A 10,841-nucleotide genomic window follows, 5' to 3' on the forward strand; every position below is an offset into this window, starting at 1 on the left:
GCCCCCTCGCCCACCGCGGCCCCCTAAGCCCGCCCCCGCCCCAGTAGGGTTAACGCATGGGTGACGCGGGGACCGCACAGCAGACGTCCGACGCCGCGCGCGGGCTGACCGCCGCCGAGGTCGCCGAGCGCGTGGGGGACGGCCGGACCAACGACGTCCCGCCGCGCGCCAGCCGGAGCGCGTGGGAGATCGTCCGCTCGAACGTGTTCACGCGCATCAACGCGATCTTCGCCCTGCTCGCGGTGATCATCTTCTCCACCGGCCATCTCCTCGACGGGCTGTTCGCGGGCCTGATCGTGGCGAACTCGATCGTCGGGATCGTCCAGGAGCTCCGGGCCAAGCGCACGCTGGACAAGCTCGCCATCGTGGGGCAGGCCCACCCGCAGGTCCGCCGCGACGGGTACACGGCCGCGATCCCGCCGCACGAGATCGTCCTCGACGACGTGATCGAGCTCGGCCCCGGCGACCAGGCCGTGGTGGACGGCGAGGTCCTCGCCGCGGAGGGCCTCGAGCTGGACGAGTCCCTCCTCACCGGGGAGGCGGACCCGATCCCCAAGGGACCCGGCAGCCCGGTCCTCTCCGGCTCGTACGTCTCCTCCGGCACGGGCCTGTACCGGGCCACGAAGGTGGGCCGCGAGGCGTACGCGGCGCAGCTCGAGGCCGAGGCGAGCAAGTTCACGCTCGTGAACTCCGAGCTCCGCAACGGCATCAACACGATCCTCAAGGTCATCACGTGGCTGCTCATCCCCGCGGGCATCCTCTCCGTCTACAACCAGCTCACGGGCAGCGAGGCCCTCCCGGACGCGCTGCGGGGCATGGTCGCCGCGCTCGTCCCGATGGTCCCCGAGGGCCTCATCCTCATGACCACGATCGCATTCGCCGTGGGGGTGGTCCGTCTGGGCCGGCGCAACTGCCTCGTCAACGAGCTCCCGGCGATCGAGGGCCTGGCCCGCGTGGACGTGGTGTGCGCGGACAAGACGGGCACCCTCACCGAGAACGCGATGGAGCTCGCGGAGGTGCGCGGGCTGGCTCACGACGACGCTGCGCACCGCAGGCAGGCAGAGCTCGCCCTCGGGGCTCTCGCCGCCGCGGACAAGCGCCCCAATGCGAGCATGCAGGCCATCCGCGACGCGTTCCCGGACTCCCCGGGGTGGACCGCCGTGGAGACTCTGCCATTCTCCTCGGCGCGCAAGTACGGCGGCGTCGCGTTCGAGGGCCATGGTGCGTGGCTGCTCGGCGCCCCGGACGTGCTGCTGCCCGAGGGATCGCCCGCGCGGGCCGAGGCCGAGGAGACCGGCGCACGCGGGCTGCGCGTGCTGCTGCTCGCCCGCGCCGAGGGGCTGCCGGCCGCCCGCGCGGGAGCGCCCTCCAGCGGCGAGCCCTCGGCCGCGGGCCAACCAGCCGCCGTCGTGCGCACGCCCGCGCCGCAGGCACTGCCTCGGCTCCAGCCTGAGGCGCTCGTGGTGCTCGAGCAGAAGGTGCGCGTGGACGTGCGCGCCACCTTGGACTACTTCGAAGCGCAGAAGGTGACGGTCAAGGTCATCTCGGGCGACAACGCGGCCTCGGTCGGGTCGGTCGCGGGGCAGCTCGCGCTGCCCGGCGCGGACGCCCCCGTGGATGCCCGTACGCTTCCGGACGACGGCGAGGGGCTCGCGGGGGTGCTCGAGGAGCGGGCCGTGTTCGGCCGGGTCAGCCCGTCGCAGAAGCGCGGCATGGTGCGGGCGCTGCAGTCACGCGGGCACACCGTGGCGATGACAGGCGACGGCGTCAACGACGTGCTCGCGCTCAAGGACGCGGACATCGGCGTGGCGATGGGCGCGGGCAGCCCCGCCGCGCGCGCGGTCGCCCAGATCGTGCTGCTGGACAACAGGTTCGCGACCCTCCCCCACGTGGTCGGCGAGGGCCGGCGCGTGATCGGGAACATCGAGCGGGTCGCGAACCTGTTCCTGACCAAGACCGTGTACTCGGTGCTGCTCGCGCTCATGGTGGGCGTGCCCGGGCTGATCGGGTTCGACCCGCTCCCGTACCCGTTCCTGCCGCGGCACGTGACGATCACGGGGTGGTTCACGATCGGCCTGCCGGCGTTCGTCCTCTCCCTCGCGCCGAACCACGACCGCGCGCGGCCGGGGTTCGTGGGGCGGGTCATGCGGATGGCCATCCCCGCCGGCGTCGTGATCGCGGTGGCGTGCTTCACGTGCTATCTGCTGGTCCGCCCGTCCGTGGCAGCGGGGACCACCACGCAGGTGCAGGCGAGCACGTCGGCGCTCATCACGCTCATCGCGATAGCCCTGTGGGTGCTTGCGATCGTGGCCCGCCCGTACGCGTGGTGGAAGGTGCTGCTCGTCGCGGTGATGATGGGGGCCTCGTTCGCGATGTTCGCGCTCCCGTTCACGCGCGAGGTGTTCGAGCTCGACCCGGGCAACTGGTCCCACACGTGGACCGCGCTGGTCTGCGCGGGGATCGGGATCGTGCTCGTGGAGCTCGCCTGGTGGGTCGACGGGTGGCTGCGGAGCCGCAAGGCCTGAGCGCGTCCCGCCGCACGCAGAGCCCCGCCGGCAGGTCTGAGCCTAGGCTCCCTTGTCGTCGCAGAGCAGGTGGTGCCAGCTGTCGGCGAGCACCTCGAGCGCGTGCTCGCGGTTCGGCTCGTACTTGCGCCGCGTCCACAGGGTGGCGACGAAGTCGAGCTGCGTGAACGCGAGGGTTCCGCGGATGTGCCGGGTCTCCTCGGAGAACCGGCTGGCCTGCTCCATGCCCTTGACGATGTCGGAGATGACTTCCTCGTGCCATTCCTCGACCATGGCCCGCACCTCGTGGTCAACCGCCGCGGCCTCGTCGAGCACGTCGAGGTACGGACGGAAGACCGGCCACAGCGCCGCCCGCGACTCCAGCCACGCCAGGATGCCCCCCAGCTCGCCCTCGCGGACCACGTCGACGAGCTCCGGCGCCGTCGAGGCGTCTCCCGGGCCGAACGCGCGCTCGAGCAGGAGGTTCACCCGGGCCATGAAGTCCCTCATGAGGTCCGTGCGGGATGGATAGTACGCATAGAACGTGACCCGGGTGGTCCCGGCCGCGGCGGCGATCTCATCGATCGTCGTTGCGGCGTAGCCCTTCTCGACGAACAGCTCGAGGGCGCGCTCCACGATCGTGTCCCGGGTGAGCTGCTTCTGGGCTTCGCGGAGTGAGACCATGGCTCAATCCTAGGCGGGCTGCGGGGCGCGGCCGACGGCGGGCATATGCCCCTCGCGGGCCAGTCGCCTCAGTTTGGGGACCGGAATGCGGTAGTTGATCGCCGCCGCGGTCCCGGACCCGTCACTGCTTCCCCCGCTCCGCTCACCGTTCCACCGCAGGAGCCACGAGTCCTCCCCGGCACCTGCCTCGCTCGAATCCGGCACTCCAACCACCGGGGTGTGGCCGACTGCCTTGAGGGACAGCCCGAACCCCTCGGTCCAGAAGTATGGCTCGAAGTCGAGCGCCGGTGCGGCGTCGCCATCGAGCAGCCCCAGCGCGGCCGTCTTGGCCTGGTCGATCGCGCTCGTCCAGAGCGGCACCCGGCCGAGCCCGCGCCGCGTCGGGAAGTGCGCGACGTCGCCCGCCGCGACGATCTCCGGCCGCACCCGCCCACGCGAGTCCACGCGCAGCGTCCCGTCGACGAGCAGGCCCGAGCCTGCGAGCCAGCCGACGTTCGGCTCGTCGCCGGCGGCGGTGACCACGAGGTCCGCCGCGATCTCGGTCCCGTCCGCGAGGACCACACGGGTCTCCGCGGCCGAGCCGACGAACCTGGCCTTGCCGCCGTCCACGATGCGCAGGCCGCGCCCGAGCGCAGCGGACGTGAAGAGCCCCGAGAGGTGGTCGCCGAGCTGGCGCGCGAGGGGCGCACCGTCGGAGACAAGGGTGACCTCGCAGCCGGACTGCAGGCAGCCCGAAGCCACCTCCATGCCGAGCGGGCCGCCGCCGATCACCACGACCGAGGGGTGCTCGGCGACGCGTCGCTTGAGCTCGAGCGCGTCCTCGATCGTGCGGAGGGTGAGCTCGGCGTCGTCGCGCGTCTGCTCCTTCCCGGCGTGCCGGCCGAGGCGCCGCGCACGCGAGCCCGACGCGATGACGAGGCCGTCGTACGGGAGGCGGTCGCCGCCGTCGAGCATCACGAGGCGGGCCCCCGGGTCGAGCCCCACCGCGGCGACGCCGAGCAGCGCCGCCGCCCCATGGGTCGGCTCAGGCAGCAGGTGGGCGTCCAGCTCGTCTTGCCCGTGCAGGAGCGCCTTCGAGAGGGCCGGGCGGCTGTACGGGTGGTGGGACTCGGCCCCGACCACCGTCAGCTCGCCGTCGAACCCTGCCGAGCGCAGGGAATCGCATGCCGTGAGCCCTGCGATCCCGTTGCCGACGACCACGATGCGCTTCACGAGGAGACCAGCTTCAGCGCCGCGACGGGACACACCCGCACGGCGGCCTTCGCGGCCTCGACGTCCGCGCCGTCGGCCTCATCGAGAACCGGGAGGTCGATGACGAGCTCGCCGTCGTCGTCCAGATGCATGAGATGGGGCGCGGCCTCCTCGCAGAGGCCGTGGCCCTCGCAGCGGGAGCGGTCCAGTTCGATCCTCAAGCTCATGCTGCCACGACCTTCACGACGCGGAGCTCCTCGATGCTGCGGGTGATGTTGGTGGGCACGCGGACCGGCTCGGCGATCTCCATGGACTTCACCTGGTGGGCGAGCGCGGCGATGATCGCGTGGCCCTCGAGGCGTGCGAGGCCCTGGCCCGCGCAGCCGTGCGGGCCGTAGCCGAACGAGAGGTGATCGGTCGGGTTGCGGGTGACGTCGAACTCGTCCGGGTTCTCGTAGTGGCGCGGATCGTGGTTGCCCGCGCCGAAGAGGATGCCGATCTGGGCGCCCTTCGGGACGATGACACCGTCGATCTCCACCTCGCGGGTCGTGGTGCGGCCCCAGATGTGCAGGGGCGGCCAGAAGCGCAGGACCTCGGCGAACGCTGCGGGGACCAGGTCCGGGTTCTGCCGGACGAGCTCGAGCTGCTCGGGGTGGCGGCCGAAGAGCGCCACGATGTTGCCGATCGCGGCGATCGTGCTGTCGACGCCGGCGCCCAGGTACTGGTGGATGATATGGCCGGCGGAGCCCTCGGGAATCGCCCCGCGGGCCTCCGCATCGAAGATCCCGCGCCCGATCGAGCCCGGCGTGAGGTCCTCGGCCGTGACCGAGGAGCACCAGCCGTACAGCTCGCCGGCGATCGGGAAGTTCTCCTGCGTGCGGCGGTTCATGGGACCGATAACCTGCATGGCGGCCTGGCCCCAGCGGAGCATGTTCTCCTTCACGGGCCCGGTGAAGCCGATCAGGTCGGAGACCACCTCGAGCGGGAACGCCCTCGCGAGGGCGTCGATGGCCTCGAAGCTGCCCGTGGCGGCGAGCTCGGCGACGAGCTTGTCCGCCTTCTCATCGATCGTGACCTTGAGCCCACGCAGGGCGCGCGGGGTGAGGTTCTGGGTCAGGGTGGCGCGCAGCTGCGTGTGCAAGGGCGGATCCGAGGCGAGGGAGGTGCCCTGGAGTGCCTCGTTGACCATCGGGTTGAAGCCGAGCGAGGTGGACGAGTATGTCTCGGGGTCGCCGAGCGCGTCCCGGATCACATCGTAGCGGGTCAGGACGTACACATCGTTCTTGGGGAGATAGACCACGCTGGCCTTCTCGCGCAGCTCGGTATAGGCCGGGAACGGATCGACGGTGACGGCGTCGTCCCAGATGTCGATGTCAGACTCGACGATGCCGGAATCGGAACGGGTAGCCATGGGTGGCTCCTTCTCTGTGTTCTGAGCTTGATCTGAAGTTCGGGGTCTGGTGTGGTCAGTCGCGGGCGGCTGCCTCGGCGTCGGCCTCCGCGTTCGCCTCGGTGGTCTCCGCGATGTCGTCCACGCTCGGGGCAGTCGAGCGGCCGGTGATGAACAGCGTGAGGGCCGCCGAGACGGTCGCGGCGATGCCGGCCACGAGGTAGACCATCTGGAAGCCCTGGCCGAGGGAGGAGCCGGCCGCGCCCTGGATGGCCGGCTGCGCGGCGGCCAGGGACTTCGCCATGCCGTCCACTGCGGCCTGCGGCGCGCCGCCGGCGAGCGCTTGGCCCGAGAACTGTGCGATCACGCCGTCCCAGCCGGAGAGGAACCCCAGGGGAGGGACCTGGCCGAGCCCGGCCGCGGCGTCGGCGGGGAGCCCCGCGCCGTGGAGGATCCCGGCAAGCGGGCCGGCGAACGCGGAGGCGCCGAGGCTGAACGCGATCGCGGAGCCGATCACCGGTCCGAGCGCGAAGCCGAGGTCCCGCAGGAGGTTGGTCGTCGCGGAGGCCATGCCGATGTCCTTCGGGTCCACGGTGTTGATCGCGACGGCGGTGATCGAGCCGACGGTCAGCGCGAACCCGATGCCGAGGAACAGCAGCGGCAGGATGAACGCCGTCCACGGCGTTCCGCCGAACTGCTCGGGCGTGCCGAGGCGGAACGTTGAGAGCCAGTAGCCGGCCACCGCCATGAGCGCGAAGCCCGCGGTGAGCGCCCAGCGCGGGGCCACGTGGTGGATAAGCCATCCGACCACGGGGATGAGGAGGAACGCGGGGCCCTGGATGAAGACGAACAGGATGCCGACCTTCCAGGTCTCGGCCAGCGCGAGGCCGCCCACGGCGACGCTCGTGCTGAACGCGATCGCGAGGAACGCGAACATACCGGTTACGGCCACGATGCCGGTGATCGAGAAGGCGCGGTGGGAGAACAGGCTCAGGTGCAGGAGCGGGTGCTTGGCGCGGGATTCGATGACCACGAACGCGATCAGGAGCACGACGCCGGCCGCATAGCCTGCGATCACGTCACCCGAGCCGAAGCCCGAGTCCACGGCCTGGACGGTCGAGTACAGGAGCGCGATGAGGCCCAGGGCGAGCGTGAGCTGTCCAGGGAGGTCGAGCTTGCGGCTCCTGTCCTGGGGCACGTCCTGGGCGCGGACGGCGATGCCCATCACCACGACCGCGAGCACGGCGGCGATCAGGTAGGAAACGCGCCAGCCGCTGAACACGTCCGGCGCGCCGCCGGCACCGCGGACGGTGAACAACTGAGAGGTCAGGCCGGCGAGGACCGGTGAGATGACGGCGCCGAGGGAGAGGAATCCTGCCCACGTGGCGATCGCCCGGGCGCGGGCACGGTGGTCGGGCGTGATGGCGGCGATCATCGAGAGCGAGATCGGGAAGAGGATGCCGGCGCCGATGCCGCCGATCGCCTGGGCGGTGATCATGACGCCGGTGGTCGGCGCGAGCGCGGCGAGGACAGATCCGACGATGCTCGTGGCGCCTCCGAGGTAGAGGAGCTTCTTGCGCCCGAACATGTCGCCGAGGAGGCCCCAGCTGAGCTCGAAGACAACGATGCCCATCATGAACATCCCGGCGATCCAGGTCAGGCCGGCTCCCGAGGTGTGGAAGTCGATGGCGAAGGTCCCGTTGAGGGCGCCCGGGAGGGCATTGGTGATCTGCGCGAGGGTGACGGCGCTGTAGGCCGCCACGAAGGTGGCGCGCGCCGAGCCCCCGGCGCTGGTGGTGGTCCGACTCATCGGTGAAACTCCTTCGTTTCGGCGTGGGCTGAATCACAGTCTGAGCGAGATCTTTACACAATGTCAAGAGACACCGCTCGAGAAAGGTTTCTTGACATCGTGTAAAGGAAAATGTGATGCTGGGCCTATGACACAGACCACATCCGTGAACACCGTCCTCGGTCCGGTGCCCGCCGAGTCGCTCGGCGTCGTGGCGGTCCACGAGTCCCTCCTGTCCGTGGTTCCCGGTGCCGAGCACGCGTTCGATATCTCGATGGACCGCGCCGAGATCTTCGAGGCCCTGGTCGCGAAGCTGACCGCGTTCCGCGAGGCCGGGGGGCGGACCATCGTGGACAGCACGGGCATGTTCCACGGCCGGGACGTGCGCCTCTACGAGACGCTCTCGCGCTCCACGGGCGTGCACATCGTCGCCTCGACGGGCATGGGCCCCGAGGAGATGCTCGGGGGCTACTTCCTGACCCCGCAGACCAACCCGCCCACGCCATGGCCGGCCGAGAAGTTCGCGGACCTCTTCGCCCAAGAGGTCACCGAGGGCATGGTGGTGCCCCGTGTCGAGCGCCGCGGCGCCGCCGGCCTCGTGGCCACCACGGCCACCCGCGCGGGCATGACCGCCACGGACGAGAGCCTCTTCCGGGGGCCGCCCGCGCCGCGCTGGCCACGGGCGTGCCCGTCTCCATCCGGTACGGCAGGGACGCTCTGCACGATCTCGGGATCGTCCTGGACGAGGGCCTCCCAGCGGAGCGCGTCGTCGTGGGCGTGCTGGACCGGCGCGACGCCGCCGAGTCCGGCGCCGCCCTCGAGGTCGCCCGGCGGGGAGCCTTCGTCGCGCTCGACCACGTGGGCCTCGATGACGACGTCGCGTACCTCACCGACCGTGAGAGGGCCGCCGTCGTGCTCGAGCTCGTCGAGGCGGGCCACGCGGACCGGATCATCCTCTCCTCGAACGCAGTGGGCGTGGCTAAGGGCCACCCGGCCTACGACCTGCCGTTCGGCCACGTCCTGACAGCGTTCGTCCCGCAGCTGTTGGCCCAGGGCCTCAGCGACGAGGACGCGTGCCGCATCCTCGAGGACAACCCCCGCGCCCTCCTGACCGTCTCGAACAAGGCTGAGTGACTATGTCCAAGGTGAATACCGTCCTGGGAACGATTCCCACGGAGGAACTGGGCTTCGTGGCCATCCACGAGCACATCGGGTACGGAATGCCCGGCTCCGAGCTGGACACGAAATGGTGGAAGACCCCGGAGCAGCGCTACGAGGAGACCGTCCCCAAGCTGCGCACGTTCCACGAGAACGGCGGCGGCACGTTCGTGGACGCCACCGGCATCTGCAACGGCCGCGACGTGGACTACTACAAGTCCCTCTCCGCCAAGACCGGCGTGCACATCGTCGCGTGCACCGGATTCGTGGGCGGCGACACCGCGCTCCCCCACTTCGCGAACGCATCGGTGGACTACCTCACCCGCCAGTTCGTCCACGAGATCACTGTCGGCATCGGCGGCACCGGCGCCAAGGCCGGCGTCATCAAGGTCGGTGTGAGCCGCGGCGGCCGTATGACGGAGCTGGACAAGAAGATCTACCGCGCCGCCGCACGCGCCGCAGTGCAGACAGGTGTGCCGATCCTGACCCACCTCGCGATCGACGCCGAGCCAGCCATCGACATCTTCCACGAGGAGGGCCTGCCGCTGGATCGCGTGCTGTTCGGCCACGTGGACGACGGCGTCAACGCCGAGAAGACGCAGGACGCGTGGATCGTCGAGCAGGGCGGCCGCCTCGGCTTCGACACGTTCGGCTACGAGACCGAGCTGCCGGACCCGCCGTTCTGGGCCCGTCCCCGCAACGACCGCATGGACCACTTCCTGCGCTTCGTCAAGGGCGGCTTCGAGGACAAGGTGCTCGCCTCCGCGGACGCCAACTGCAGCCCCCTCGGCTGGCCGGGCGTGAAGGGCCACACCGTGAACTACATCTTCGAGCGGCTCCTGCCGGACCTCCGCGACGCCGGGGTCGCCGAGGAGACCATCACGAAGATCTTCGTCGAGAACCCTGCCACCTTCCTCACCATCCAGAACTGACCCGGCACGCCGGAACGAGACAGACAAGGACGTCACCCGTGAACACCGAAGACCTCAAGAACCTGAACATCGCGATCGTCGGCGCCGGGTACGCCGGCGCGGCCACCGCCAAGGCCCTGAGCCTGCTAGGCGCCACCGTCACCGTGTACGAGCAGGCCAGCCAGGTGCGCGAGGTGGGTGCCGGGATCGGCCTCCGCCCTAACTCGATGGAGCGCTTCCGCCAGTGGGGCATCAGCGACGCGATCGCCAAGGTCAGCTCCCCAAGCGACTACTTCGAGATCCTCACTGGCACCGGCGAGGTCATCATGAAGGATTCGTGGCCCGAGATCGAGAAGTACGGCCCCACGCACCTGATCCACCGCGGCGACTTCATCGAGGCCCTCCTCGGCGTCCTGCCCGAGGGCATGGTCAAGCTGGGACACAGGCTCGAGCGCATCGAGGACAAGGGTGACCGCGCCGTCCTGACGTTCACGAACGGCACGACCGCCGAGGCCGACCTCGTCATCGGCGCGGACGGCATCAAGTCTGTGGTCCGCCAGCAGCTCTTCAGCGACGAGCCGCCGGTCTTCTCGGGTGAGCACGCCTACCGCGTGGTCATCGACGGCGACGCCGCCCACGGACTCTCGGTGGACGACAACCTGCGCATGTACATCGGCCACGGCACGAAGGTCTACTTCCTCCCGCTGCGCCACCGCAACCAAGTCTCCTTCGACATCACGTCTCTCAACCCGGACGGCACGTGGGCCCCGGAGATCACCAAGGAGGACCTCCTGAAGACGGTCGAGGGCTTCGATCAGCGCATCGTGGACATCGTCCGGGACCTCGACATGGATGCCGTGAATATCCGTGCGGTCTACGACATCGACCCAGTGGACACATGGCACTCCGGCTCGGTGGTCCTCGTGGGCGATGCGGCGCACTCGATGCTCCACCACCAGGGCCAGGGCGCGAACTCCGCGATCCTCGACGCAGGCGCCGTCGCCGACGCGCTCGCCGAGGCGCCCTCCGTCAAGGAGGCCCTCGCGCAGTACCAGGCCGCCCGCAAGCCCGTCACGGACGAGCTGCAGCGCATCTCGCGTCAGGGCTGGAGTGAGGACGAGGTCAACGACGTCTTCCCCGGCCAGAAGCCGGCGTCCCAGCATCCTGCGGAGCAGAGTACAGAGCAGCCGGCGGAGAAGGTCGAGGCCTAGCCG

General features: G+C 70.3%; 9 protein-coding genes and 1 pseudogene. 5 read left to right on the forward strand and 5 right to left on the reverse strand.

All coding sequences use genetic code 11. From position 1 onward, the window contains the following. Window positions 1–56: 56 nt before the first annotated feature. Window positions 57–2,525, forward strand: a complete 2,469-nt coding sequence (locus tag SCMU_RS15870) for an HAD-IC family P-type ATPase (protein ID WP_229230070.1) — start codon at window positions 57–59, stop codon at window positions 2,523–2,525. Window positions 2,526–2,567: 42 nt separating this feature from the next. On the opposite strand, the gene SCMU_RS15875 is transcribed toward SCMU_RS15870, so the two are convergent. From SCMU_RS15875 to SCMU_RS15895, 5 genes are read right to left on the reverse strand one after another with little or no spacing between them, the layout of a single operon-like run. Beyond that, window positions 2,568–3,188, reverse strand: a complete 621-nt coding sequence (locus tag SCMU_RS15875) for a TetR/AcrR family transcriptional regulator (RefSeq protein WP_229230071.1) — start codon at window positions 3,186–3,188, stop codon at window positions 2,568–2,570. A gap of 9 nt (window positions 3,189–3,197) precedes the next feature. Further along, complete coding sequence (locus SCMU_RS15880; RefSeq protein WP_229230072.1) at window positions 3,198–4,400, reverse strand: NAD(P)/FAD-dependent oxidoreductase; 1,203 nt, start codon at window positions 4,398–4,400, stop codon at window positions 3,198–3,200. Further along, window positions 4,397–4,606: a ferredoxin gene (locus tag SCMU_RS15885; RefSeq protein WP_229230073.1), complete on the reverse strand. Its 210-nt coding sequence runs from the start codon at window positions 4,604–4,606 to the stop codon at window positions 4,397–4,399. Before SCMU_RS15885 ends, SCMU_RS15880 begins: the two co-directional genes overlap by 4 nt. Then, entirely contained in the window at window positions 4,603–5,790 is a 1,188-nt protein-coding gene (locus SCMU_RS15890) for a cytochrome P450 (RefSeq protein WP_229230074.1), read from the reverse strand. Before SCMU_RS15890 ends, SCMU_RS15885 begins: the two co-directional genes overlap by 4 nt. Before the next feature lie 55 nt (window positions 5,791–5,845). Continuing rightward, window positions 5,846–7,579, reverse strand: coding sequence for an MFS transporter (locus tag SCMU_RS15895; protein WP_229230075.1), 1,734 nt, complete (start codon window positions 7,577–7,579; stop codon window positions 5,846–5,848). 127 nt (window positions 7,580–7,706) lie between these two features. On the opposite strand from SCMU_RS15895, the pseudogene SCMU_RS21250 reads away from it, so the two are divergent. The 4 genes and pseudogenes from SCMU_RS21250 to SCMU_RS15910 form a co-directional block, all read left to right on the forward strand. Next, window positions 7,707–8,153, forward strand: a pseudogene (locus SCMU_RS21250) (phosphotriesterase family protein); the annotation flags it as partial. Window positions 8,154–8,242: 89 nt separating this feature from the next. Next, complete coding sequence (locus tag SCMU_RS21255) at window positions 8,243–8,692, forward strand: phosphotriesterase family protein (RefSeq protein WP_503660841.1); 450 nt, start codon at window positions 8,243–8,245, stop codon at window positions 8,690–8,692. Window positions 8,693–8,694: 2 nt separating this feature from the next. Next, window positions 8,695–9,648, forward strand: coding sequence for a phosphotriesterase family protein (locus SCMU_RS15905; protein ID WP_229230076.1), 954 nt, complete (start codon window positions 8,695–8,697; stop codon window positions 9,646–9,648). A gap of 38 nt (window positions 9,649–9,686) precedes the next feature. Continuing rightward, window positions 9,687–10,838: an FAD-dependent oxidoreductase gene (locus tag SCMU_RS15910; protein ID WP_229230077.1), complete on the forward strand. Its 1,152-nt coding sequence runs from the start codon at window positions 9,687–9,689 to the stop codon at window positions 10,836–10,838. The last annotated feature ends 3 nt before the right edge of the window (window positions 10,839–10,841 follow it).

The sequence above is a fragment of the Sinomonas cyclohexanicum genome (genome assembly GCF_020886775.1).
GTDB classification, from domain to species: Bacteria; Actinomycetota; Actinomycetes; order Actinomycetales; family Micrococcaceae; genus Sinomonas; species Sinomonas cyclohexanicum.